This window comes from Streptomyces sp. Qhu_M48 (assembly GCF_051305195.1).
Taxonomy (GTDB): Bacteria; Actinomycetota; Actinomycetes; order Streptomycetales; family Streptomycetaceae; genus Streptomyces.
This window is the reverse complement of sequence record NZ_CP195432.1, coordinates 4,586,630-4,610,815: the sequence shown is the minus strand read 5'-3', so window position 1 is coordinate 4,610,815 and position 24,186 is coordinate 4,586,630. Positions and strand designations below refer to the sequence as shown.

Here is a 24,186-nt window from a genome sequence, read left to right as displayed (position 1 = left end):
GGGAGAATCGAGGTCCCTCGTGCCCGAGTACCCCCCGATCGCAGCCCACGGACTCATCGGCGACCTGCAGACGGCCGCCCTGATCTCCGCCGACGGCGCCGTCGACTGGTTCTGCGCTCCCCGGTTCGACTCGCCGAGCATCTTCGCCTCGCTGCTCGACCAGGAACGGGGCGGCCACTTCACCATCGCCCCCGTCGGCGACGACGTGACCGTCCAACAGCTCTACCTGCCCGACACGGCCGTCCTGATCACCAGGTTCCTCACCCCTGAAGGGGTGGGCGAGGTGGTCGACTTCATGCCGGTGAGCGACCGGCCGGAGGTCCCCACCGACCGCCACCGCCTGGTGCGGGCCCTGCGCGTGGTGCGCGGGACCCTCACCTTCGACGTGCGGTGCCGGCCGCGCTTCGACTACGGCCGTGCCCCCCACACCCTCACCCTCGACGGCGCCGCCGCCACCTTCCACGGCCCCGGCCTCGACGTCCACCTGTGGAGCTCCGTCCCCCTGGAGGGCGACGGCAGGGACGTCCACGCCACCGTCACCCTCCGGCAGGGCGGGACCGCCGGAATCGCCTTGGAGACCTGCTCCCCGGGAGGCACCGGCCCCGAACCGCTCACCGAGGACTCGGTGCGGGCGGCGATGGCGGAGACCCACGCGTTCTGGCACCGGTGGATCCGCCGGTGCCGCTACCAGGGCCGCTGGCAGCACATGGTCAACCGCTCGGCCATCACCCTCAAACTGCTCATCTACGCCCCCACCGGCGCGCCGATCGCCGCCGCCACCATGGGGCTCCCGGAACAGGTCGGCGGCGAGCGGAACTGGGACTACCGCTACACCTGGATCCGCGACGCCTCCCTCTCCGTGCGCGTCCTCCTCGATCTCGGATACGTGGAGGAGGCCGACGCCTTCCGTCGCTGGCTCGGCGACCGCTTCCGCGAACCGCGCCCGCCCGGCAGCGAACCGATGCAGATCATGTACCGGATCGACGGTGACCCCGAGCTGTCCGAGGAGATCCTGGACCACCTCTCCGGCTACCGCGACTCCTTCCCCGTACGGGCCGGGAACGGGGCGGCCGACCAGTTGCAGCTCGACATCTACGGCGAGTTCGCCTACGCGATGACCCACTCCCCGGACCTGGCCGAGCTGGCCGGCTACGAGGGGTGGAAGGGGATCACCGGGGTCCTCGACTGGCTCGCCGACAGCTGGGACCGTCCCGACGAGGGCATCTGGGAGACCCGGGGCGGCCGCCAGGACTTCACGTTCAGCCGGGTGATGTGCTGGGTCGCCCTCGACCGGGGCATCCGCCTCGCCACCCAGTACGCCCGCCCCGCCGACGTGCCCCGCTGGACCGCGCAGCGCGACGCGATCCTGGTCCAGGTGATGGAACGCGGCTGGAACCCCGAACTCGGCGCGTTCGTCCAGCACTACGACAGCGACGTGCTCGACGCCTCCCTGCTGCTGATGCCCCTGGTCGGCTTCATCTCCCCGAAGGCGCCCGCATGGCTGTCCACCCTGGACGCCATGGACCGTGTCCTCGTCACCGACAGCCTCGTCTACCGCTACGACCCCGAGGCGTCCCCCGACGGACTGCGCGGCTCCGAGGGCACCTTCTCGCTCTGCAGCTTCCTCTACGTCGAAGCCCTCGCCCGCGCCGGCCGCCTCGATCAGGCGCGGTACGCGATGGACAAGATGCTGACGTACGCCAACCACGTCGGGCTCTTCGCCGAGGAGATCGGACCGACCGGCGAGCAACTCGGCAACTTCCCGCAGGCCTTCACCCATCTCGCCCTCATCACGGCGGCGATGGCCCTCGACGAGGAACTCGACAGGGCGGCCGACCGCCGCTGACCGCCGTCGGCCGGGACCGGGCCGCCGGAACGAGCGGCGGGGACCGCGCCCTCCCGTCCGGAACTACCTGCTCGGGCCTCGCCCCGCCGCCAGGATCGATCCGCTGGGTCGGAGCCATGCCGCCAGGAACGACTCACCCGCGCCGCCGGCTCCCGGTCACAGGCTCGTCAGGAGGTCGTCGAGCGGGGCCGGTACGCGTCCGGGGTCGAGGGACGCCACCAGGAGGTGGCCGTAGCGGATCTTGCGGCCCTTCTTCGTGCCGAGGAAGCGCCGCAGCTGCTGCTGCCGGGGCCGACCGTGCTGCGCGGGCTGGCTCAGGAAGGTCTGCCAGGCACGCAGGTCGCCCTCGACCCGGACGATCTCCTCGACCGCCTCCGTCCCGAGCGCGCGGATCAGCTCCTCCTCCAGGTCCGCCGCGCAGACGAAGAACCGCCCGTCCGACGCCCCGGCGCGCTCCAGACCACGGTCGTAGTAGCGCCGCTCGCGCTCGTCGCACAGTCCCGTCAGCCGCAGGCCGAGACCGGGCGGGCCGAGCAGGCCGGCGTAGCGGGCGACGTTCATCGCGCCGCCCATCGACACCACGCACACCCCTTCGGCGACCAGGTCCCTCCCGAGCCGCGCGGCCAGGGTCTCGACGGCCGCGAGGTCACTGGGGCCTTCGAGCAGGACGGCCGTGCGCAGTCCGAGGCGCGCGGCCAGCTCACCCGGCGGTCCGCCGGGACCGCCGGCCGCCCACCGGTCGACCGCGTCCCGGAACGTCCCGATCTCCGCCGTGCCACGCGTCAGGTCCACCATGCGGTGAGTCTGCCCCGCCACCGACCCGCACCGCACGGGATATACGCACGACCGTCCCCCGGGGCGGGGGCGTCCCACACCGGTTCGGCGCCCGGCCGGTCCAGCGCCGCCGGACGCGGCTCTACGGGGCGGTCTTCGCCGTCGTCGGGGCGAGGCGGGTGACGTTCTCGCGGTCGCCGCAGTTCGTGCCACCGGGGCGGCGGCCCCCGGGGTTACGGTCCGCTGCATGGAAGCTGAGCGTCAAGGCTGGCTGCGGTGCCTGCTCGCCGGGGCCGTGTTCGTCGTATGCATGGCCGGCACCACGCTGCCGACCCCGCTCTACCCCCTCTACCAGGAGAAGTTCGGGTTCTCCGAGCTGACCGTGACCGTCGTGTACGCCGTGTACGCCTTCGGGGTCATCGGCGTCCTCCTCCTCGCGGGCAACGCCTCGGACACCATCGGCCGACGCCCGACGCTCCTCTGGGGCCTGGGCTTCTCGGCGGCCAGCGCCGTCTGCTTCCTCGTCGCCGACTCCCTGGGCCGGCTCTACGCGGGACGCCTGCTCTCGGGCCTCTCGGCCGGTCTGTTCACCGGCGCCGCGACCGCGTACGTCATGGAACTCGCCCCGCGCGGAGGCGCGTCCCGGGCGACGTTCGTCGCGACGGCCGCCAACATGGGCGGGCTCGGCTGCGGCCCCCTGCTCGCCGGGCTGCTCGCGGAGTACGCCCCCGAGCCGCTCCTGCTCCCCTTCGCCGTCCACCTCGCCCTCGTCGCCATCGGCTTCGTCGTACTGCTGTGGCTCCCCGAGACCGTGCGGGAGCGCCGGGGACTGTCCGCCGTCCGGCCGCGGCGGCCCGCCCTGCCCCCGCAGGTGAGGGGGGTGTTCGTGCCCGCGGCGATCGCCTCGTTCGCGGGGTTCGCCCTCTTCGGGGTGTTCACCTCGGTCAGTCCCGCGTTCCTCGCCCGGTTCCTGCACGTGGACAACCACGCCGTCAGCGGCCTGGTGGTGGCACTGGCCTTCTTCGCCTCGACGGCCGGACAGCTGGCCGTCGACCGCGTCGGGGTGAGGCGCTCCCTGCCCCTGGGCTGCGCCGTGCTCTTCGCCGGCCTGGTCCTCCTCGGGGTCGCGCTCGCCACGGACCTCCTGGTGTTCATCGTCCTCTCCGCCGTCGTCGGCGGCGTCGGACAGGGCCTCGCCTTCCGCGCGGCCCTGTCCTCCGTCGCGGCGGCGGCTCCGGCGGACCGGCGTGCCGCCGTGATCTCGGCCCTGTTCGTGGTCGCGTACACGGGCATCTCGATCCCGGTGATCGGCGTGGGTCTGCTCGCCGATCCGCTCGGCCTCGAAGGCGCGGGCCTCGTCTTCATCGGCTGCATGCTGGTGCTGGTCGTCTCCGCCGCCGCGTACCTGATCCGGCGACCGGCGCCGAAGGGAGGCCCCTGACCCGCGTGCCGCCGGACCCCTCGTCAGAGGGCGGGGGCCGGCCGGACCCCTGGCCAGCCGGCAGGCCCGGCCGGACTCCTCGTCAGACGTCGGTGAACACGTCCTCGGGCATGTCGCGGAGGACGAACCCGTTGTCGAGGCGGACCCGGAGGGTCGCCAGGAGACCGCGCTCCTGGTGGGCGAGCCACTCGGGTTCGAGCGCGCCGATCCGCTCCTCCAGCTGCCCCCTGCTTCCCGACGGCATCTGGTGGCCGAAGTCGTCCAGGAGGGACTTGAGCCGTTCGTACTCGCGGACCTCCTGGCTCCGGGGCCGGTCGACGTCCACCCGCTCAACGATGCCCTCGGTGCCCGCCGCCAGGGACAGGTACCCGACGACGGCGCCCGGCTCCGCCGGGGACTCCGCGGCCAGGGCGACCTGACCCGGCCATTCGAGTTCCACCGCCAGCTTCACGCGCCGGCCCACCTGCGGGGTCACCTGGTGCCTCCGGTCGGCAGGACCACGACCGGGCCCGTGGGGCCGGGCGTGCCGGGGCCGAGATCCGCGAGGGCGAGAGCCCTGGCGACGGCCGGCAGGTCCAGCGGCTCCTCGGGATGGGACGGAAGCAGGCGGTCCAGCAGGAGCGCCGGGTCGAGGCGCTGTGCCTCGGCGTCGCTCAGGAGCGCGTCCGCGCCCGGCCCGCCGGTCGTGGCGTCGACGCGGTCCGAGAGCGCGCCGAGCACCTGCTCCCGGTCCACGAAGCCGGTCAGGCCGCAGTCCAGGCCGTCGTCGTCGAGGTCCTCGGGGTACGGAGCACGGGCCCAGGCACCGTTCTCGTACCAGTACACACAGCCCAGTTCGTTCCCCTGGAGCCGGTCGCGCAGTTCCCCGTAGGGGAGCCACTCCGGGCCCCCGGCCAGCATGTCGATCGGCGGCTCGTGCCACTTCACCCCGCTCGACTCGTCCTCGCCGTAGAGCACGAACCGGCCCTCGCCCCTGCGGGACAGGGTCCACCAGGTGCAGCCGGAGTCGTCGTGGTGGAGTCCCTCGTCGTCGATCCAGAGACCGGTGCGGTAGCCGCTCCCGCGCCGCTCGTCCTCGGTGGTCGCGTCGACGGCGGCGAGCAGGGCCCACCGGGCCCAGAGCGCCTCGCCCGGCGGAAGGTCCTCCGGTACTCCCGGACGGTGGATGGTCATGAGTGCCCCGTGTGTCGTCGTTCCGATGGTGATCACGGCAACAGTACGGGGGATCGGGCGGGTGGCCCTTCGGCAGCGGGCGACACGGCGGGCGGCGCGTGGACCACGGGGGCCGTCCGGCGCCGACCCGGTACGCCGTGCCGGGACCGATGCCGGTTTCCCGCGCCGAAGCTGGGCAGGCGAGGAGCTGTACCCATCCGACACCCTTGCCGAGGAGACATGGACAGCGTTCTTCGATTGATCGTCGTCGTGGGCGGCTCGCTCCTGGTCACCGTCGCCGGCGGCCTGCTCGCCGACCTCCTGCTGCGCCGCGCGGACTCCCGCCACCGCGAGACCCCGCTGTGGGGCCTGCTGCGCCGCTGCCGCACCGCGTTCCAGATCGTGCTGTTCGCGGCCCTGCTCCGCAGTTCCCACCGGGCGATCGACTGGCCCCCGTTGCGAGAACACCAGGCGCTGATCGGGCACGTGCTGCTGCTCGTGCTGATCGGCGCGGGCGCCTGGCTCGCGATCCGTATCGTCGAGGCCGTCGTCGAGTCGAGCTACGCGCGCTACGCGGCAGGCAGCCGCGAGGCGGCCAAGGTGCGCCGCGTCCGCACCCAGGTCACCCTGATCATGCGGGTCGTGACCGTGGCCGTCGGAGTCCTGGCCGTCGCCGTCATGCTGGTGACCTTCCCGAACTTCCGTGCCCTGGGCACCTCGCTCCTCGCCTCGGCCGGCATCATCGGCGTGGTGGCGGGCGTGGCCGCCCAGTCCACCCTCGGCAACCTCTTCGCCGGCTTCCAGATCGCGTTCGGCGACATGGTCCGCCTGGGCGACACCGTGGTGGTCGACGGCGAATGGGGCACCGTGGAGGAGATCACGCTGACGTTCCTCGCGGTCCGCACCTGGGACGAGCGGCGGGTCACCATGCCCGTCTCGTACTTCACGGCCCGCCCGTTCGAGAACTGGTCCCGCGGCGGCATCGAGATGACCGGCACCGTCATGGTCCACTGCGACCACTCCACTCCCGTGTCCCTGATGCGTGCGGAGCTGCGCGCGATCCTCGACGCCTGCCCGACCTGGGACGGCCGGAGTTGGGACCTGGCCGTCACCGACACCACGCCCACCGGCATCACGGTCCGCGCCGTCGTCACGGCGAAGGACGCCGACGACCTGTGGACGACCCGGTGCGCCGTACGGGAGCAGCTGGTCGCCTGGCTCGCCCGGCGCCATCCGTACGCCCTGCCCCGCGTCGCCACCGCGCCGGCGGTCGAGGAGTCCCCGGCGAGCGGTCGTCCCGGCGAAGCGGCGTGGGCGCCCGCCCGCACGTGACGGGCCCGTCGGGGCGGTGCGGCCTCAGCCCGGCAGGTTCTGCTCCGCCCAGACCACCTTGCCGGTGGCCGTCCGGCAGGAACCCCATCTGCGGCAGAGCATGTTGATGAGCTGGAGGCCGCGACCGCCCTCGTCGCTCAGCTCCGCGTGCTGGATCTGGGGCAGGTCGGGGCCCGTGTCGGAGACCTCCACGACGAGGCGTTCGCCGCGGAGCAGCCGGAGCTCACCGGGGCCGTTGCCGTAGCGCAGGGCGTTGCCCACGAGTTCGGAGACGACCAGTTCGCACACGTCCACCAGCTCCGTGAGCCGCCACGCGGCGAGTTGGTCCCTGACCAGGCCCCGGGCGACGGACGCGGCGCGCCCCTCCCTCGGCAGGTGCCACACCTGGAGGTCGGCGGCGCCCTCCTTGGTGGTCGTCGCGGTGAGGAGCACGGCCTCGTCGAAACGGGCGGCGCCGGCCGGCGCGCACTCCACCAGGCCGCCCCCTTCGAGCGCCTCGGGCGCGAGGTCGCGGGCCGCCGTGCGCAGCCGGTCCAGCTGGTGGTCCAGGTCCGCGTGGCGGGACTTGACGAGACCGTCCGTGTACATGACCAGGTCGCCGCCCTCCGGCACCCGCAGCCGGACGGGGTCGTACGGGATCACGCCCGCACCGAGCGGCGCGCCGACCGGGAGGCCGACGAAATCGGCCGAGCCCCGCCCGTCGAGGAGCAGCGGCGGCAGGTGTCCGGCACTGGCCAGCACGTAGCTGGAGTCCGCCGGGTCGTGGACGGCGTAGAGACAGGTGGCGACCTGTTCGTCCTCCAGGTCGCGGGTGGCGAGGTCGAGCCGGGCCAGGACGCGCTCGGGGGCCATGTCCAGGGTCATCAGGGTGCGGGCGACCGTCCGCAGGCGGCCCATGGTGGCGGCGGCCGACAGACCGTGCCCCATCACGTCGCCCACCATGAGGGCCGTGCGCCCGCCGGGCAGGGCCATGACGTCGTACCAGTCACCGCCCACCCCCTGGTGCGCCGTCGACGGCGCGTACTCGGCGTGCACCCGCAGTCCGGGCGTCACGGGGGTCGCGCGCGGCAGCAGGCTGCGCTGCAACGACACGACGTGCTCCCGCTCGCGGCCGTACAGCCGGGCGTTGTCGATGAAGACGGCTGCCTGCGAGGCCAGTTGTTCCGCGAGCGCCAGGTCCGTGGCGGAGAACGGCGGCGATCCGGGGCCCCGGACGAAGTCCGCGCTGCCGAGCAGCAGCCCGCGCGCGATCAGCGGCACCGCCATGTAGCTGTGGACCCCGGCGGCACGCATCTGCGCCGCGGCGCTCGGGGTCGGGGCGACCCTGATGAAGTCGTCGTTCCGCATCCGGCTGAGCAGGACCGACCTGCCCTGCCGCAGGCAGTACCGGTGGAGCAGCGTCTCGTGCTGCTGCTCGGCCCGGACGAAGGTCTCGCCCACCGGTGTGGGCTCGAGCGAGGACAGCTCCTCCACGGCGCAGAGCGCGGTGGCCCGCATCAAGGGGACACCGGTGCCCGTCCACCGCGAGCCCTCGTCACCCCGCAGGATGCTCTCCAGGATGTCGACGGCGGCGCCGTCGGCCAGGTCGGGCACGGTGAACTCGGCCAGTTCCTGGGCGGTGCGCTCCAGGTCCAGGGTCGTGCCGATCCGGGCGGTCGCGGTATTCAGCCAGGCCAGTCGGCCGCGGGTGGTGAGCCGGTCGACGGAGTCACCGCCGCCGCTCCGGTCGAGACGTCGACGGGCGGCGGCCGAGCGATGCGCCGCCGCGCTCCTCCCGGCCGAGGCCCGGCTGGTCAGGAGTCGCTTTCTGCTGCCGCCGTACACTCTTTCGGCCTCCCGACACCCATTCGACGCCCCTTGGTCCACAGCATGCACCGGAAGCGTTCCCGGCGCAGCATGCACGCGGAATCCGGATGTGCAAGTAGATGCGCGGCCACCGGCCCCGGCCGTGGTGGCGGCCGGGACCGGTGGGCTCCCGCGAGAGGCGCCCCCGCCGGTCCGCTAAGCCGGGGAGCCCACGAGCGGGAGCGCCGCGCGGTCGGAGGCGGCCGCCGCGGCCGGTGAGCCCCGCCGGGCCGAACGCCGTGACACCGCGGCCGCCGCCAGGAGGTGTCTCACGGCCCGGGAGCTGTTGACGAGCCGCAGACGGCGTCCCTTCCGGGGCCACCAGGCGACGGCGGCGAGGAGCCCCGAATCACAGAAGGTGACCAGGGAGGTGTCCAGCACGAGACCGGTGTAGCCGTCGGCGGCCGCCGAGGCCAGGAGCGCCCGTAGCGGGGCCGAGCTGAAGCGGTCGACCTCCCCGGCGACCTGGACGACCAGGGTGGGGCCGAGCGTGGTGCAGGAACGGATGAGTATGACGCCGGGCGCGGTGTCCGCGCCCGAGTCGTGCACGGAGGGAAGGGCATCGATCACGAGAGTGTCGGACAGTATCGGTGCGGTGCTTGAGGTGCTCACATCCCCATCAACGCCTTCCTCCCGGTGCCAGGAAACGAGCCACGCGCCCCTTTCACCCCATCTGACCAGCGCAGTTCCCCCTACGAGAGAAAGATCCACCCGAACGAGGGTCATGATCGCGCGGACGGGCGAGGGCCTCGCCGGTCCGGTCGCCGGGCCGGGCGTCGCCAGGTGGGGCGGGGCCAGGTGGGGCGGGGCGGTAAACCGCGTGCCCGCCGGACGGGGACGGGCTATCGTCGCTCCCATGAACGTCACCGGCCGAAACCTCACCGCCACCGCGCGAGCGACCAGCTCGCCGGTTGCCGCCGTCTGACCTTCCCCCTTCCCACTGGCGACCGGAAACGGCCCGCCGGTGGTTCCGTGGCTTCTCCGCCCCGTACGACGCCCGTGCCGGTCCGTTCTCCGGTGCCTCCCCGCCGTCACGCACAGGAGTCACCCCATGAAGACCGAACACATCGCCCGCACGTTCGTCGAGTACTTCGAGGAGCGCGGCCACCGCCGCGTCACCGGCTCGACGCTCCTGCCCCCGACCGGCGACCCGGTGCTCTTCACCACCTCCGGCATGCACCCCCTCACCCCGTACCTGGAGGGGCGCCCCCACCCGTACGGCAGACGTCTCGTCAACGTCCAGCGCTGTCTGCGGACCACGGACCTGGACGAGGTCGGCGACGCCACCCATCTGACCGTCTTCGAGATGCTCGGGACCTGGTCGCTCGGCGACTACGAGGGCCCCGAGAGCCTCGACTGGGGATACGGCCTGCTCACCGAGGGGCTCGGCATCGATCCGGGCCTCCTCCACGCCACCGTGTTCGGCGGCGACGACCGGACGGGCCCGGACGAGGCCTCCCTGGAGCTCTGGCAGCGCCGCGGCGTCCCGGTCGAGCTCACCGTGCGCGACAACTGGTGGTCCAACGGGCCGACGGGTCCCTGCGGCCCCGACTCGGAGATCTTCCTGTGGAGCGGGGACACCCCGCCCCGTTCGACACCCACCCAGGACGACCGCTGGGTGGAGGTCTGGAACCACGTGATGATGCGCCACCGCCGCCTCGACGACGGCACCCTCGTTCCGCTGCCCCAGCGCAACATCGACACCGGCCTCGGCCTGGAGCGGCTCGCCTCCCTGCTCCAGGGGAAGCGGTCCGTGTACGAGTGCGACGTCTTCGACCCCTGGCGCCGGCTCGTCCCCCCGCTGTGGCCGCTGGACGAGCCGTCCCTGCGCGTGACCTACGACCATCTGAGGTCGGCCGTCGTGGTGATCGGCGACGGGGTGCGCCCGGGCAACACCGGGCAGGGGTACGTGCTGCGCCGCCTGGTCCGCCGGGTGCTCACCGTGCTGTGGCGCGAGGACCCCACCCGCACGCTGGAAGACCTGCCGGCCGAGCTGATCGGCCACACCCTGGACCACTTCCGGCAGGACGTGGACCCGGGAGAGGTCCGCGGGACGCTGCTCGACGAGGAACGCCGGTTCACGCGTCTCCTCGAACGCGGTCGGCGGGTCCTCGCCCGCCCCCGGTTCCGGCGCCCGCTGGAGGAGGACGACCTGCGCCATCTCCACGACACCCATGGGCTGCCCCGCGACCTGGTCATGAGTCTGCACGGGGGACGGGTGATTGATTCCCCGACGAGGGGGTAGCCGGAGGAGCCAGACGGTTTGATCCGTTTCGTCCGTCACGACAGGAAGGTGCTCCATGCATGTCGCGACTCTCTCCGCCCCCGCGCTGGCCGCCGAAGGGTCGCCCGCGCTCCTGCTGATGCTCATCGGGGTGGTGGTGGCGCTCCTGCTCGTCGCCGCCTTCTGGTGGGGCTCACGGCGTGTGGCCCGCCGCCGCGCGTCCGCCCCCGTCGCCCAGCCACCGGCGGCCGAGGCGAAGCGGGACTCCTGGACGGCACCGGAGGACCGGCCGGACCGGTGAGCGGCGGCCGTACACGACGGAATGAGGAGACGATGAACGAGAACGAGCGGCGGTACGACCGCCCCGCCCGGACCACCCCGGCGCACGCGGAAGGCGAGAGCGGCGACCGGAAGGCGCGCGAGGAGGCCGAGGAGGCCGTCACCTCCCGTGCGGGTGACACCGACCGGGAAGGCGCGGCCGGTCACCGCGCCAAGCGCCAGCGCCCCGGCGTGGGCCGGGAGGAACAGACCTCGGAACACGACTAGAGGCCGACGACGCCCCCGCCGGGGACCGTGCCGGAGCCGGCGCGGTCCCCCAGCGCGGGGAGAGCGGCGCGCCAGCCGCCGTATGCCGTGATCTCGCGGGCGCCGTCGAGGGCCTCGGGCGCGCAGAGGAAGCCGGCGACCGAGCCGCCGTCCGCGAGTTCCACGCGGCCGAGCGCCATCGGGCGGGGCAGCGCCGCGAGGAGTGCGCCGAGGCCCTCGGCGGGCAGCTGCCACACCTCCGTCTCGATCGCGGCGCCACCCTCGCGGACCCGGACGAGGCCCGGCTTGGGCGGCACCGTGTCCAGGGCGTACAGCCGGTAGGCGGGGGCGGTCGTGGTCGTACGGACCAGGCGGCCGCCCAGGGACAGCAGCTGCCCGTTCAACGGCTGCCCGGACAGGTGCGCGCCGACCACCGCGAGCCGCGTCGGCGGTGCGGTGAGCAGGCGGGCGAGGCGCGCGAGCCGTTCGTCCGTGAACGCCGGGCCGATCAGCGTCACGCCGAACGGCAGCCCGTTCACCTCGCCCGCCGGGACGGCGACCGCCGCCAGATCGAAGAGGTTCGTCGCGTTGGTGAAGCGGCCGAGCCGGGCGTTCGCGCCCAGCGGGTCCGCCGCCACCTCCGCGAGGGTCGGGTGGCCCGGTGTCGTCGGCAGCAGCAGCGCGTCCGCGTCGCCCAGGGAGGCCAGCGCCCTCGTCCGGAGGGAGGACAGCGTCCGACGGTCGGCGAAGAGGCGGTGGGCCGGGACGTCCCGGGCCCCGGAGACGATCCCGGCCACCGTGGGGTCGAGGTCCGGCGCGCCCGCGTGCCCTTCGATGAAGGGGCCGACGGCGGTGTAGCGCTCGGCGACGAAAGCACCCTCGTACAGCATCGCGGCGGCCTCGGTGAAAGGGGCCAGGTCGACGGGGAGCATCGCGGCGCCCGCGTCCGCGAGCCGGGCCGCCGCCGACCGGAACGCCTCCGCCCAGCCCTCGTCCAGCTCGCCCAGCTGCCGGACGTCGGGCACGGCGATCCGCCAGGGGCCCGGGCGGCGCTGCGCCAGGGCGGGGAGGGCGCGCCCCGAGGGCGCCGCCAGGAACGACAGGGCCCGCTCGGCCTCCGGGAGCGTGCGGGCGAAGACCGTCACGCAGTCGAGCGACGCGCAGGCCGGGACGACGCCCTCGGTCGGGACCAGGCCGATGGTCGGCTTGAGACCGACGACGCCGTTGAAGGCGGCCGGGACCCGGCCCGATCCCGCGGTGTCGGTGCCGAGCGCGAGGTCCACCAGGCCGAGCGCGACGGAGACCGCCGAGCCGGAGGAGGAGCCGCCGGAGACGTACGCGGGGTCGACGGCGTTGCGGACCGCGCCGTACGGGCTGCGTGTGCCGACCAGGCCGGTCGCGAACTGGTCGAGGTTCGTGGTGCCGAGCACCACGGTGCCCGCCGCCCGCAGACGCGCCACCGCCGGGGCGTCGGCGTCCGGCCGGTACGCGTACGAAGGGCAGCCCGCGGTGGTCGGGAGCCCGGCGACGTCGATGTTGCCCTTGACGGCGCACACGGTTCCGGCCAGCGGCAGCCGTTCACCGGCCGCGACCCTCGCGTCGACCGCGGCGGCCTCCGCCTCCGCCTCCTCCCGCGGGCGCAGATCGATCCACACCTCGGGCCGGTCGACCTGGTCGATCCGGGCGTACGCCGCCCGTACCCGTTCCACCGCGCCGCTCACGCGACCACCTCCGCGGTCTCGGCGGGGGCGAGGACGACGAGCGCGGCGCCCGCCTCGACCTGGCTTCCCGGCTTGATCAGGATCTCCGCGACGACACCGTCGGCGGGCGCCGGTACCGGCGCCTCCATCTTCATCGCCTCCAGGGCGATCAGCTGCTGCCCCGCCGACACCCGGTCGCCGACCTCGACGTTGACCTGCCAGACGCAGGCGGTGAACTCGGCCTCGACCAGCCTCCCGCCCGCGGGCACCTCGATGTCGGCGGCCGGCGGCGCCACCACGGCGGCCGCCTCCGCGCGGGCGAACTCGCCCGCGGCCTCCCAGGCGTCGCGCTCGGCGCCGAACGCGGCACCCTGCCGTGCCCGGAAGGCGGCGATCGACGCCGCGTTCTCGGCGAGGAAGCCCCGGTACGCGGCGAGAGAGAAGGTCCCTTCCTCGGTCTTCGGCACGAACCGGCCCGAGATGATGTCCGCGCGCAGCTCCAGGAGTTCGTCGGCTCCGACCGGGTACCACCTGATCCGGTCGAAGAAGCGCATCAGCCAGGGCTTGCCCGGCTCGAACGCGCCGCGCTGCCGCCACCCCGACCACACCTGGGTGGTGCGGCCGACGAACTGGTAGCCGCCGGGCCCCTCCATGCCGTACACGCACAGGTACGCGCCGCCGATGCCGACCGAGTTCTCCGCGGTCCAGGTGCGGGCCGGGTTGTACTTGGTCGTGACCAGGCGGTGCCGGGGGTCCAGGGGAGTGGCGACGGGCGCGCCCAGGTACACGTCGCCCAGGCCCAGGACCAGGTACTCGGCGTCGAAGACGGTGCGGTACACGTCCTCGGCCGTCTCCAGGCCGTTGACGCGGCGGATGAACTCGATGTTCGACGGGCACCACGGGGCGTCGTCGCGGACGCCCGCCACGTAGCGGGCGATGGCCTCGCGGGTCGCCGGGTCGTCCCAGGACAGCGGCAGGTGCACGGTCCTGCTGGGCACCACCAGCTCGTCGGTGGCGGGGAGTTCCTCCTCCACGCGCAGCACGGTCCCGAGGAGTTCGTGCTGGGGCAGCACGTCGGGGTCCGTCCGGATCTGGAGCGAGCGGATGCCCGGGGTCAGGTCGACGACGCCGGGCAGGGCGCGCGCGGCCAGCGCCTCCGCGAGCGCGTGGACGCGCATCCGCAGCGCCAGGTCGAGCCGCATGGGCCCGTACTCGACGAGGAGGTTGTCGTCGCCGCTGCGCCGGCAGGTGACCGCGGGGCGGCCTCCGGTCTCCTCCAGACGGGCGAGGACCCCGCCGTCGACGACGGCGGCGCGGTCGGCGCGTGGCGCCGCGGCCGGGTCGCGCCGCAGCGCGGCGGCGGCCTCCGCGGTGACGGGCTCGAAGCGGACCGTGTCGCCGGGGCGGAGCTGCCCGAGCTTCCAGCGCTGTCCGGTGACGACCGTCGCCGGGCAGACGAAGCCGCCGAGGGAGGGCCCGTCGGGGCCGAGGAGGACGGGCATGTCACCGGTGTAGTCGACGGCGCCGACCGAGTACGGCGTGTCGTGGATGTTCGAGGGGTGCAGGCCCGCCTCGCCGCCGTCGGTACGGGCCCAGCGCGGCTTGGGGCCGACCAGGCGCACGCCGGTGCGCGCCGAGTTGAAGTGGACCTTCCACTCGGCGGCGTAGAAGTCGCGCATGTCGTCCTCGGTGAAGAACTCCGGTGCGGCGTGCGGGCCTTCGACCGCTGCGACCCGCCACACGCCGTCGAGGACCGGCCGCTCGCCCGGGGGGACGACGGAGGTCTCCGTCCGGGCCTCGCCGCCGTGCAGGACGTCGCCCGCGCGCAGGGCGCGGCCGCCGTGGCCGCCGAACCGGCCGAGCGTGAAGGTGGCCGTACTGCCCAGGAACTCCGGGACGTCCAGTCCGCCCGCGAACAGCACGTAGGTGCGCAGGCCCCGTTCGTCCGGGGCCCCGACGGCGAGGGTGCCGCCGGCCTCGACGGTGACGGGCTCCCACTGCGGCACGGGGGCGCCGTCGACGGTCACCCGGGCGGGGGCGCCGGTGACGCAGACCGTCGTCGGGTGGGTGAACCGCAGGGAGGGGCCCTGGAGGGTGCACTCCAGGCCGGGGGCTCCCTCGTCGTTGCCGAGCGCGGTGTTGCCGAGCCGGAAGGAGAGGTCGTCCATCGGTCCGCCCGGGGGGACGCCGACCTGCCAGTAGCCGACGCGTCCCGGCCAGTCCTGCACGGTGGTCAGGGTGCCCGGTGCGGCGACCTCGATCCGCGGCGTCGGGTCGGTGATCGCCGCGAGCGAGGCGGTGGAGTGGGCGGCGGCGCGCACGTCGGCGTCTCGGAGTGCGGCGCGCACCAGGCCGAGGTTGGTCTCGATGCCGTCGACGCGGGTCTCGGCGAGGGCCCTGTCGAGCCGGTCGAGCGCCTCGGCGCGGTCGGCGCCGTGCGCGACGACCTTGGCGAGCATCGGGTCGTACGCGGTGGTGACCTCCGTACCGGCCTCGACCCAGCCGTCCACACGGACGCCGGCCGGGAAGGCGACGCGGGTCAGCAGGCCCGCGCTCGGCCGGTGGTCGCGGGAGGGGTCCTCCGCGTAGACCCGGGCCTCGACGGCGTGGCCCCTGGGGGCCGGGGGCTCGGTGACGACCCCGGTGTCGCCCTGGGCGAGGCGCAGCATCCAGGCGACGAGGTCGACGCCGTAGATCTCCTCGGTGACCGGGTGCTCGACCTGGAGGCGGGTGTTGACCTCCAGGAAGTACGCCTCCTCGCGGGCGGCGTCGTACACGAACTCGACGGTGCCGGCGGAGCGGTAGTCCACCGACGCGCACAGGTCCCGTGCGGCCGAGGCGAGTGCGCGGCGGATCCGGTCCGGGAGGCCGGGCGCGGGGGCCTCCTCCAGGACCTTCTGGTTGCGGCGCTGCAGCGAGCAGTCACGGTCGCCGAAGGTGACGACCCGGCCCCGCCCGTCGCCGAAGACCTGCACCTCGACGTGGCGGGCCCGCTCCACGAGCCGCTCCAGGAAGACGCCGGCGGAGGAGAAGGAGGCCGCGGCGACCCGCTGCACCCGCTCCCAGGCGTCGGCGAGTTCGGCCGGGCCGTGGCAGGCCCGCATGCCGATGCCGCCCCCGCCGCCGGTCGCCTTCAGCATCACCGGATAGCCGATCTCCCCGGCCGCCGTCAGGGCCGCGTCCACGTCGGGGAGGAGCCCGGTGCCGGGGGCGAGCGGCACCCCCGCCGCCCGGGCGGCGGCGCGCGCGGTGTGCTTGGCCCCGAACAGCTCCAGCTGCTCGGGGGTGGGGCCGACGAAGACGACGCCGGCGTCGGCGCAGCGGCGGGCGAAACCGGCGTCCTCGGAGAGGAACCCGTAGCCGGGGTGGACGGCGCCGGCCCCGGTGTCCTTGACGGCCTTCAGGACCAGGTCGGCGTCGAGGTAGGACTCCTTGGCGGGCGCGGGGCCGAGCCGGACGGCCTCGTCGGCCAGCCGGACGTGCGCGGCGCCCCGGTCGGCGTCGGAGTACACCGCGACGGTGCGCAGCCCCAGTTCCCGGGCGGTGCGCAGGACGCGGACGGCGATCTCGCCCCGGTTGGCGACGAGCAGGGTGTCGAACGTCATGGTGGTCAGACCTCGTCGCTGTCGTCGGGTGCGGTGACGGTCATCCGTACGGCCGTCGGGTCGAAGCCGTTGCAGGGGTTGTTGACCTGCGGGCAGTTGGAGAGCAGCGCGAGGACATCGGTCTCGGCGCGCAGCACGACCCGCAGGCCGGGGGCCGAGATGCCGTCGACGATGCCGAGGGTGCCGTCGCTCTCGACCGGCACGTTCATGAACCAGTTGATGTTGGAGACCAGGTCGCGCTTGCCGAGTCCGTGCCGGGCGCCCTCCGCGAGGAAGTTCTCCACGCAGGCGTGCTGCGACCAGGTGTGATGGCCGTAGCGGAGGGTGTTGGACTCCTTGGAGCAGGCGCCGCCGATGGTGTCGTGCCGTCCGCAGGTGTCCTCGACGACGGTCATCAGCGGGGTGTGCTCGTCGGACAGGAGCACCGAGCCGGTGGTCAGGAAGAGACCGCCCCGCGCCTGGATCGTGTCGGGGGCGCTGTAACGCACGGAGGTGTCGTGCGCGTCGTAGAGGAGGAAGTCGGCGGCCTGGTTGCCGTGCAGGTCGGTGATGGTCAGCAGCTCGCCCGCGCGGACGACCGCCGACCAGGCGGCGCGGGCGGGGACGGTGGTGTCGGAGACGACGCGGCCCCGTGTGGCGGTGGTGGTCATGCGTGCCCCCGGGCGGTGAGGTGGTCGACGGTGTTCAGAAAGGCGCGGCGGCCTTCGGGAGTGGCGTCCCACAGCGGGTCGCCGGGAGCGGTCGGGCGGGCCCGGTGGGCGAGGACGCCGAGGTTTCCGCAGCGGTACGCGGGGCGCGGGTCCAGCGGGTGCGGGACGTTGGCGAGGAGGACGATGACGTCCTGTTCGGCGCGGAGCGTGACGGTCCCGCCGGGGCCGGCTGAGCCGGTGAACGCGGTGGAGCCGTCCTCGGCGATCCGTACGCCCTGGAAGAAGGAGAGGGACGGCGGGAGGTCGCGCGGGGCGAGACCGTTCTTGAGGGCGGCGAGCTTGAACAGCTCGCGTCCCGCAGGCGAGGCGGAGTGCGCGGTCCCGTCCCCGTACCGCGCGGTGTTGCGCGCGAGGGTGGAGGTGCCCGTGAGGGCGTCGTGGCGACCGGAGGTGTCCCGGACGACCGAGGCGAGGACCCGGCCCTGGTCGGAGAGGAGCAGGTGGCCCGCGCCGAGGTACGCGTTCCAGAGCACCTTGACCGTGTCGGCCACGTTCAGCCGTTCCCAGGGGCGGTCGGCGCTGTGGAGCAGCAGATGCGCGCAGGCGTCGCCGGTGGGGTCGGTGAGGCGCAGCTCGGTGCCGCGGGCGAGCACCTTGTGGGTGTAGCCGCCGCCCGCCACGGTCTCGGCCCACACGACGTCCCCGGCGGCCACGCCCTCGGGCGGCGCCGGCCAGCTGCTCGCGGGCAGGACGGGCATGGCGTCGACCCGGGTGCCCTCCTGGGCGCGGGCGTGGTCGCGCGCCCCGTGCGTCGAAGCTGTCGCTGACGGTGTCGCCATGGATCGACCTCCGGTCGGAAGTTGTTTCTGTCGCCCGACAGAAATTAGGGAGCGGGCGCTTCGCGACCATTGCCCGAGCGTTTCGCGTCGGTTACCGGAAACTCACCCCGGGACTCGCCCCGGAGGGAGCCATCGGCCCTGTGCGAGGATCACGGAGTGACCACGCCCACCAGCAGAAGAGTCGGCCGCCCCCGGGTCCAGGAGCGCCCCGTCAGTGGCCTGGAGCCGCGCGACGAAGTACTGGCCGCGGCCGCCGAGCTGTTCACCACCCGTGGCTACACCGCGACCTCCACCCGCACGATCGCGGAGCGCGCCGGGCTGCGACAGGCGTCCCTGTACCACTACTTCGACGGCAAGGAAGCGATCCTCGCTGAGCTGCTCGAAGGCACCGTCCGCCCCTCCCTGGAGGTGGCGCGCGCCCTCGTCTCCGGTACGGAGGCGGCCCCCGAGGCGCGGCTCTGGGCCCTGTGCCACTCCGACGCGGCGCTGCTCTGCGGCGGACCGCACAACCTCGGGGCGCTCTACCTGCTGCCCGAGGTCCGGACGGACCGCTTCGCCGCCTTCCACCGGGTCCGATCCGAACTCAAGCGGTGCTACGGGGAGTTGCTGGCCGCCACGGAGCCGGGAGCGGCGCTCGACGCCGACGACCTGGCGCTCCGCACGGACCTCCTCCTCGGCCTCACCGAGAGCGTGATCCTCATCCGGCGCGCCGACCCCGCCCGCGACCAGCGCGCCCTGGCGACGGCGACGGCCGACGCGGCGCTACGGGTGGCGGGCGTGCCGCGGCGCTCCCTCGCACGGCTGCGCCGCGAGGGGGAACGACTCCTCGCGGCGGATGCCTGACCCGGCGGCGGACGGCGGATCACCCCGGAAGGCACGCGTCCTTCCCGGGCGCCCGACGGGCCTCCCGGCGACGCCCGTACGAGCGGTACGCCGCGCCCGTCGCGACCGTGACGGCGACGACCAGGACGGTGAACCACTGGAAGTACCAGTGGCCGCCCTCCGGGTCGTACACCTCGGCGCGCGGCCAGGCGAGGTTGACCGTCATGAGGAGCCCGTAGCCGACCGCGAGGACGTTGACGGGCAGTCCCCAGCGGCCGAGGGAGAACAGCGGCCGGCCGAGTTCGTCGCGGTCGCCGTCGGTGGGCGGCGGCCACTCGCCCCTCAGTCGCCGGACCAGCATCGGCACGGTGACCATCGCGTACGCCAGGTACACCATCGCGATGCACGTGGTGCCGATGGCGAGGAAGGCCTGCGGCGAGGCGAGGTTCAGCAGGAGCAGCAGCCCCGCGCAGACGCCGACCACCACCGCGGCCGTGCCGGGCATCCCGGTCCGCCGTGGCACCCGGGCCAGCCGCGCCGAACGCGGGAGGACGCCGTCGCGGGCCATCGAGTAGAGCATGCGGGTGGCCGAGGTCTGGATCGCCAGGGTCGCCGCGCAGATGGCCAGGGCCACGTCGGCGAGCAGGATCCTGCCGAGGCCGTCGCCGAGGGTGCTGGTGAGCACGTACCCCAGGCCCTCGGTCGCGAGGCGCCCGTCGGTGAGGCTGGGCGCGGCGAGCAGCCCGCCGAGCAGCAGCAGGCCGCCGCAGACGCCGGACGTGGCGAGGGCGCTGAGAGTCGTACGGGGAGCGGTGCGCCGGGGATCGACGGTCTCCTCGCTCATCTCGCTCGCGCTCTCGAAGCCGATGAGGACGTACGCGGCGGTGAACGAGCCCACCAGGAGCGCCGCGATCAGTCCGCCCTCGCCGCCGGTGTGCAGCGTGATGCCGGGGTCCCGCTCCGCGTGGGTGGCGAGGAGGGTGACGATCAGGGCGACACCGGCGATCTCCGCCGTGACGCCGACCGTGTTGACGGCCGAGAGCGCCCGGTTGTCCAGGACGTTGAGCAGCGTGGTGAGCGCCAGCAGGACGAGGCCGAGGACGGCGGCGTTGGCGGCGCCGCTGGTCGTCGTGGGTGACGGGTCCCCGCCGACGAGCTGGAAGCCCGGCCAGACGGCCGGCAGGACGACCTGGAGGGCGAGCGCGGCGGCCGCCACGACCACGATCCGCCCGATCACCATGATCCACCCCGCGCACCAGCCGAAGGCCGGGGTGCCGAGGCGGCTCGCCCACTGGTAGATCGCCCCCGCGATGGGCATCCGGGCGGCGAGTTCGGCGAAGCAGGCGGCGACGAGGAGCTGTCCGACGAGGACGACGGGCCAGGTCCAGAAGAAGCCCGGTCCTCCGAAGGAGTAGCCGAGGGAGAAGAACTGGAAGACCGTGGTCAGAACGGAGATGAAGGAGAACCCGGCGGCGAACGAGGCGTACCGCCCCATCCGGCGCCGCAGCTCCTGGGGGTAGCCGAACGCGGCGAGCGAGCCGTCGCCCGCCGCGGGCGCGCCCTCGCCCGCGGCGCCGGGCGAGGGCGGTGCCGGCGGGGTGGGTTCGGTGGTGACGGTCATGGCGGTCCCCTGTCGCGGAGGCGAGTTCCTGCGATACCTGTCGGGTGACAGAAATTAGGGAAGGCCGGTTTCCGCCGCGTGTCGCGGTGGTGTCTCCGCCGTTAGTGACTCCTCTCCCTGGGCGCTCACGTGCGGCGGCGGCCGACTACGGCGAGCGGGCCGGGCGACTCGTCGGATTCGTCCCGCGGTGCTCGATCGACCCGGCGGGCTTCACCGTCCGGCTGTCCCGCGAGCACCACACCTGAGTGACCTCCCCCACTTCACGCCCGGTCACCCGGCCTGGGACGACGGCGCCGCCGCACCGCTTGTGTCACGGGACCGGAACAGGGCCGAACGGGTGAAACCTCGCGGTGGTCTCCTCCGTCCTCCCCTCCGGGAGAGCGTCAAGAACGGACGAGGAGTGGCACTGACATGGGGCTGAAGGGCACGTACACCGCACACATGGCCGTGGCGGCGTCGGCGGTGGGGATATGCCTGGCCGCGTGGGGGGCCACCGCGCTGACGAACACCGAGGCCGCCGCCCGCGCGGGGACGGGCGCGCACGGGACCGCGCCCGCGGAACGGGACGGCAAGCCCGGGCAGGCACCCCCGCCGGCGTCGAAGGCGAGGATGCCCGAGGGGATCGCCCACGCCGCCGAGGCCGGAGGTACGGCCGTGAACATCACCATCGACGACGGCCCCGACCCCCGGTGGACGCCCCAGATCCTCGACATCCTCAAGGAACACCGCGTCAAGGCCGTGTTCTGCATGGTCGGCCCCCGGGCGCGGGAACACCCCGACCTGGTCAAGCGGGTCGTCGCGGAAGGCCACCGCCTCTGCGACCACACCATCTCCCACGACACCACCATGGACAAGAAGTCCGTCGCCTACCAGAAGCAGCAGATCCTGGAGGCGAAGAAGATGATCGAGGACGCGGCCGGGGGAGCCGAGGTGGAGTACTACCGGGCGCCGGGCGGCGCGTTCACCCCCGACAGCCGGCGGATCGCGGCCCAGGCAGGCATGCGGCCGCTGGGGTGGAACGTCGACACCAAGGACTTCGAACTGCCGGGCACCGCCGCCATCGTCGGCACCGTCAAGAACGAGCTCTCCAACGGGCCGACCATCCTCTTCCACGACGGCGGCGGCGACCGCGCGCAGACCGTCGCCGCCCTGAAGCAGGTGCTGCCCTGGCTGAAGGAGCAGGGACGCACCTTCAGCTTCCCCGTACGCACGGCCCCCTGAGGCGCCGTCGACCCGCTCGGCGCGACCGGGACGACGGTGAACCCGCCCGCCCCGTCCTCGACCTCCGCCCGGACCGGGCGGAGCGAGGGACGGGACGGGCGCGTCCCGCATCCGGCGGTGACTACCCGCCCTCCGCCGCCGCGCGCCGGATCGGCAGCATCGTCTCCACCGCCTCCCGCGCCAGGTGGTCGAGGATCATCCGGTTGACCCGGTCCGGCTGTTCCAGCGGGACCAGGTGGGACGCCCCGGGCACCACGGCGAGCTGGGACCCCGGGATCGCGCGGTAGAGGGCGATCGTGTGCTCCAGGGTCATCATGTCGTCGTCGCCGGCGATGACCAGGGTGGGCGCCCGCACCCGCGCCAGGTCCTCGGGGGTGAGGGTCGGCTGGGTCCGCCACATGTCGGTCATCTTGTCCGCCACCACCGGCCAGTGGTCCGCACCGTCCGGTGTGGCGGCCACGTACAGCTCGCGGAAGAACGCGAGGTCCGGGCCGTCCGACGTCATCGCGTCGAGCATGGCTGGTTCGGCGAAGCACTCGGGGGAGGGCCTGAAGGTCGCCCCGATCAGGACGACCCTGCGGACCAGGTCCGGCCGGGCGGCGGCGACGAGCAGCGCCACGACGCCGCCGTCGCTCCACCCGACCAGATGCGCCGGACCCTCGACCACCCGTTCCAGGAACGCGACCGTGTCGTCCGCCATGTCCTGGTACGACAGCGGCCCGGCCACGTCCGGGGTGTGCCCGTGCGCGCGCCGCTCCGGCAGGAAGAGGCGGTACTCCCCGGCCAGGTCGGCACGCTGGGCACCCCAGGTCTCGTTGGTGCAGAAACCACCGTGCAGCAGGACCAGCGGATCGCCGTCGCCCTCGGTCTCGTACCAGGTCCTCACACCGGCGAGGTCGACGTACTCGCCCATCGGCTCAGTCCTTGTCCAGGATCGCCGTGAGGGCCTCCCGCAGCGCGGTCTCGGGATCCCCGGAGGCCTCCGGGGACCGCCAGGCGACGAACCCGTCGGGGCGGACGAGCACCGCGCCCTCCGCGGTGACGCCGTGGGCCTCCGCCCAGTCCGGGCCGGCCGCCGGGGACAGCTCCGCGTCCGGTCCCGCACCGATCCGGTACGAGTCGAGCGGGACGGACAGCCGCTGCGCCACGCGCGCCGCCGCCGTGTGCCACCCGCCCGTGCCGCCCGCGGAGCTCAGGAGCACCAGGGACCGCTCGTACAGGTCGAGTGAGGAGATCCGGTCACCGTCGCGCTCCAGCCACAGGTGGGGCGACCGGGTCCCCGGCTCGCCCGTCAGCCGCAGCCCGTCGGGCACGACCGGCTGCGTGCCGTCGGCGTCCACGACCGCGCCCCGCGGATAGCGGTAGCCCAGCACCACGTTGAGGATCCCGCCCTTGCGGCCCGCCGGGCCGCCGGCTCCGGGATCGGGGGCGTACCCGGGGTGGCTGTGCTCGACCGAGCGCGAGGAGGCGCGGGCGCTGGTCGCCTCCGCGACGGGGCGGCGCTCCGCGTCGTAGGACGCGAGCAGACCGGGGCCGGCCCATCCGTCCAGGACGGCGGAGAGCTTCCAGGCGAGGTTGTGCGCGTCCTGGATGCCCGTGTTGGAGCCGAACGCCCCGGTGGGCGGCATCTCGTGGGCCGAGTCGCCGACGAGGAACACCCGCCTGTCCGCGTACCGTTCGGCGATTCTCTCGGCGGCGTGCCAGGGGGCTCTGCCCGTGATCTCCACGTCGAGGTCCGGGACTCCCACGGCCCGCCGGATGTGGTCCCGGCACCGCTCGTCGGTGAACTCCTCCAGGGTCTCGCCGCGCTCGGGGTGCCAGGGGGCGTGGAACACCCAGCGCTCCTGGTTGTCGACCGGCAGGAGAGCGCCGTCGGCACCGGGATCCGTGAGGTAGCAGACGATGAAGCGCCGGTCGCCGACGACGTCGGCGAGGCCGCGGGAGCTGAACGTGACGCTCACGTTGTGGAACAGGTCGCCGGGGCCCTTCCGCGCGATGCCGAGCCGCTCGCGCACCGGGCTGCGCGGACCGTCCGCCGCGACGAGGTACTCCGCGCGAATGGTGGTGTGCTCTCCGGTCTCGCGGCTCTTGACCTGCGCGATCACCCCTTCGTCGTCCTGCTCGAACGACATCAGCTCCGTCGAGAAGCGCAGGTCCCCGCCCAGCTCACGCGCCTTCTCCAGCAGCACCGGCTCCAGGTTGTTCTGGCTGCACAGGCACCACCCGGCGGGGCTGAAGCGGGCCAGACCGCCCCCGGGGTCGATCTCCTTGAACAGCCAGTCGCCGGCGTCACCCACCAGGCTCGGCGCCTGGAGGATGCCGTTGTTGTCCGACAGGACCGAGGCGGCCTCCTGGATCGCGGGCAGCACCCCGGCCGTCCGGAAGACCTCCATCGTGCGCACGTTGTTGCCGCGCCCGCGCGGATGGACCGACGTGCCTGAGTGACGCTCGACCAGCGTGTGCGGCACACCGAGACGCCCCAGGAACAGCGAGGTGGACAGGCCGACCAGAGAGCCGCCGACGATGAGCACGGGCGTGCGGTGACCGACCTCGCCGGTCCCTTCGAATCGGTTCATCGATTGCCTCCAG

At 73.8% G+C, this 24,186-nt stretch carries 21 protein-coding genes; 9 read left to right on the top strand and 12 right to left on the bottom strand.

What is annotated here, in order from left to right:
- The first annotated feature begins 19 nt into the window (after window positions 1-19).
- Window positions 20-1,846, top strand: a complete 1,827-nt coding sequence (locus ACRRSS_RS20970) for a glycoside hydrolase family 15 protein (RefSeq protein WP_435972654.1) — start codon at window positions 20-22, stop codon at window positions 1,844-1,846.
- A 156-nt stretch (window positions 1,847-2,002) separates the two neighbouring features.
- Here the strand turns inward: ACRRSS_RS20970 and ACRRSS_RS20965 are convergent, their stop codons facing one another.
- On the bottom strand, window positions 2,003-2,641 hold the full coding sequence (locus ACRRSS_RS20965) for a TOPRIM nucleotidyl transferase/hydrolase domain-containing protein (protein WP_435972653.1): 639 nt from the start codon (window positions 2,639-2,641) through the stop codon (window positions 2,003-2,005).
- Between the two features lie 226 nt (window positions 2,642-2,867).
- Here ACRRSS_RS20965 and ACRRSS_RS20960 point away from each other — a divergent pair, with 226 nt between their 5' ends.
- A complete protein-coding gene (locus ACRRSS_RS20960; protein WP_435972652.1) occupies window positions 2,868-4,061 on the top strand; it encodes an MFS transporter in 1,194 nt (397 codons plus the stop codon).
- 82 nt (window positions 4,062-4,143) lie between these two features.
- Here ACRRSS_RS20960 and ACRRSS_RS20955 read toward each other — a convergent pair whose 3' ends face one another.
- Together ACRRSS_RS20955 and ACRRSS_RS20950 are read right to left on the bottom strand one after the other, a co-directional pair.
- Window positions 4,144-4,536: a hypothetical protein gene (locus ACRRSS_RS20955; RefSeq protein ID WP_435972651.1), complete on the bottom strand. Its 393-nt coding sequence runs from the start codon at window positions 4,534-4,536 to the stop codon at window positions 4,144-4,146.
- Entirely contained in the window at window positions 4,533-5,234 is a 702-nt protein-coding gene (locus ACRRSS_RS20950) for a hypothetical protein (RefSeq protein ID WP_435972650.1), read from the bottom strand. The genes ACRRSS_RS20955 and ACRRSS_RS20950 overlap by 4 nt, the downstream gene beginning before the upstream one ends.
- 219 nt (window positions 5,235-5,453) lie before the next feature.
- Between ACRRSS_RS20950 and ACRRSS_RS20945 the strand changes: the two genes are divergently transcribed.
- The gene (locus ACRRSS_RS20945) at window positions 5,454-6,545 is read left to right on the top strand and encodes a mechanosensitive ion channel family protein (protein WP_435972649.1); all 1,092 of its coding nucleotides are present in this window, start codon (window positions 5,454-5,456) and stop codon (window positions 6,543-6,545) included.
- Window positions 6,546-6,569: 24 nt separating this feature from the next.
- Here ACRRSS_RS20945 and ACRRSS_RS20940 read toward each other — a convergent pair whose 3' ends face one another.
- Window positions 6,570-8,369, bottom strand: a complete 1,800-nt coding sequence (locus ACRRSS_RS20940; RefSeq protein ID WP_435972648.1) for an ATP-binding SpoIIE family protein phosphatase — start codon at window positions 8,367-8,369, stop codon at window positions 6,570-6,572.
- A 177-nt stretch (window positions 8,370-8,546) separates the two neighbouring features.
- Window positions 8,547-8,960: an STAS domain-containing protein gene (locus tag ACRRSS_RS20935; protein WP_435972647.1), complete on the bottom strand. Its 414-nt coding sequence runs from the start codon at window positions 8,958-8,960 to the stop codon at window positions 8,547-8,549.
- 481 nt (window positions 8,961-9,441) lie between these two features.
- Here ACRRSS_RS20935 and ACRRSS_RS20930 point away from each other — a divergent pair, with 481 nt between their 5' ends.
- From ACRRSS_RS20930 to ACRRSS_RS20920, 3 genes are read left to right on the top strand one after another with little or no spacing between them, the layout of a single operon-like run.
- A complete protein-coding gene (locus tag ACRRSS_RS20930; RefSeq protein WP_435972646.1) occupies window positions 9,442-10,635 on the top strand; it encodes an alanine--tRNA ligase-related protein in 1,194 nt (397 codons plus the stop codon).
- Between the two features lie 55 nt (window positions 10,636-10,690).
- Window positions 10,691-10,915, top strand: coding sequence for a DUF6479 family protein (locus ACRRSS_RS20925; RefSeq protein ID WP_435972645.1), 225 nt, complete (start codon window positions 10,691-10,693; stop codon window positions 10,913-10,915).
- A 32-nt stretch (window positions 10,916-10,947) separates the two neighbouring features.
- A complete protein-coding gene (locus ACRRSS_RS20920) occupies window positions 10,948-11,160 on the top strand; it encodes a hypothetical protein (RefSeq protein WP_435972644.1) in 213 nt (70 codons plus the stop codon).
- Here the strand turns inward: ACRRSS_RS20920 and atzF are convergent.
- The 4 genes from atzF to ACRRSS_RS20900 are packed head-to-tail and all read right to left on the bottom strand — an operon-like array spanning window position 11,157 to window position 17,933.
- Window positions 11,157-12,860 (bottom strand): allophanate hydrolase, encoded by a 1,704-nt coding sequence (atzF, locus tag ACRRSS_RS20915; protein ID WP_435972643.1) that lies wholly within the window; start codon window positions 12,858-12,860, stop codon window positions 11,157-11,159. The two genes, ACRRSS_RS20920 and atzF, sit on opposite strands and share 4 nt — an antisense overlap.
- Complete coding sequence (uca, locus tag ACRRSS_RS20910) at window positions 12,857-16,444, bottom strand: urea carboxylase (RefSeq protein ID WP_435972642.1); 3,588 nt, start codon at window positions 16,442-16,444, stop codon at window positions 12,857-12,859. The genes atzF and uca overlap by 4 nt, the downstream gene beginning before the upstream one ends.
- A gap of 5 nt (window positions 16,445-16,449) precedes the next feature.
- Window positions 16,450-17,094 (bottom strand): urea amidolyase associated protein UAAP2, encoded by a 645-nt coding sequence (locus ACRRSS_RS20905; RefSeq protein WP_435972641.1) that lies wholly within the window; start codon window positions 17,092-17,094, stop codon window positions 16,450-16,452.
- The gene (locus ACRRSS_RS20900; protein ID WP_435972640.1) at window positions 17,091-17,933 is read right to left on the bottom strand and encodes an urea amidolyase associated protein UAAP1; all 843 of its coding nucleotides are present in this window, start codon (window positions 17,931-17,933) and stop codon (window positions 17,091-17,093) included. The genes ACRRSS_RS20905 and ACRRSS_RS20900 overlap by 4 nt, the downstream gene beginning before the upstream one ends.
- Before the next feature lie 156 nt (window positions 17,934-18,089).
- Here ACRRSS_RS20900 and ACRRSS_RS20895 point away from each other — a divergent pair, with 156 nt between their 5' ends.
- Window positions 18,090-18,776 carry a TetR/AcrR family transcriptional regulator gene (locus ACRRSS_RS20895; protein ID WP_435972639.1) on the top strand — a complete coding sequence of 229 codons (687 nt, stop codon included), beginning with the start codon at window positions 18,090-18,092 and terminating at the stop codon, window positions 18,774-18,776.
- A 19-nt stretch (window positions 18,777-18,795) separates the two neighbouring features.
- On the opposite strand, the gene ACRRSS_RS20890 is transcribed toward ACRRSS_RS20895, so the two are convergent.
- Window positions 18,796-20,376 carry an amino acid permease gene (locus ACRRSS_RS20890; protein WP_435972638.1) on the bottom strand — a complete coding sequence of 527 codons (1,581 nt, stop codon included), beginning with the start codon at window positions 20,374-20,376 and terminating at the stop codon, window positions 18,796-18,798.
- Between the two features lie 104 nt (window positions 20,377-20,480).
- Here ACRRSS_RS20890 and ACRRSS_RS20885 point away from each other — a divergent pair, with 104 nt between their 5' ends.
- Window positions 20,481-20,621 carry a hypothetical protein gene (locus ACRRSS_RS20885; RefSeq protein WP_435972637.1) on the top strand — a complete coding sequence of 47 codons (141 nt, stop codon included), beginning with the start codon at window positions 20,481-20,483 and terminating at the stop codon, window positions 20,619-20,621.
- Between the two features lie 166 nt (window positions 20,622-20,787).
- A complete protein-coding gene (locus tag ACRRSS_RS20880) occupies window positions 20,788-21,597 on the top strand; it encodes a polysaccharide deacetylase family protein (protein WP_435972636.1) in 810 nt (269 codons plus the stop codon).
- A gap of 121 nt (window positions 21,598-21,718) precedes the next feature.
- Here ACRRSS_RS20880 and ACRRSS_RS20875 read toward each other — a convergent pair whose 3' ends face one another.
- Together ACRRSS_RS20875 and ACRRSS_RS20870 are read right to left on the bottom strand one after the other, a co-directional pair.
- Entirely contained in the window at window positions 21,719-22,510 is a 792-nt protein-coding gene (locus tag ACRRSS_RS20875; protein ID WP_435972635.1) for an alpha/beta fold hydrolase, read from the bottom strand.
- A gap of 4 nt (window positions 22,511-22,514) precedes the next feature.
- Complete coding sequence (locus ACRRSS_RS20870) at window positions 22,515-24,173, bottom strand: FAD-dependent oxidoreductase (protein ID WP_435972634.1); 1,659 nt, start codon at window positions 24,171-24,173, stop codon at window positions 22,515-22,517.
- Window positions 24,174-24,186 lie beyond the last annotated feature (13 nt).